At 64.2% G+C, this 257-nt stretch carries 1 protein-coding gene; it reads right to left on the minus strand.

Annotated features, from left to right (window positions below; genetic code table 11):
* A partial coding sequence (locus RMT89_RS44115) for an ABC transporter substrate binding protein (RefSeq protein WP_315889385.1) occupies nt 1-257 on the minus strand: 257 nt, incomplete at both ends.

A 257-nucleotide genomic window follows, 5' to 3' on the forward strand; every position in this document is an offset into this window, starting at 1 on the left:
GAGCTGCTGCATGAAATGCTGCCCGAGGCCTCGATCGGCGTAATGATCAATCCGGGCAGCATTTCATGCAGCAGCTCGAGCCGCTTCGCTTCCAGCGAAGCACCAATCATGCTGATGCCAGTGACCTTGCCCTGGCCCCGGGTGAGAGTGGTGACGAGCCCGGCCTTGACCGGGTCGGCGGCAGTAATGAAGACGATCGGGATGGTCGACGTCGCGGCCTTGGCGGCGCGACCTGGATCACTGCCGCCGGCGGCGAT

Source organism: Streptomyces sp. P17 (genome assembly GCF_032436805.1).
In the GTDB taxonomy this organism is placed as follows: domain Bacteria; phylum Actinomycetota; class Actinomycetes; order Streptomycetales; family Streptomycetaceae; genus Streptomyces.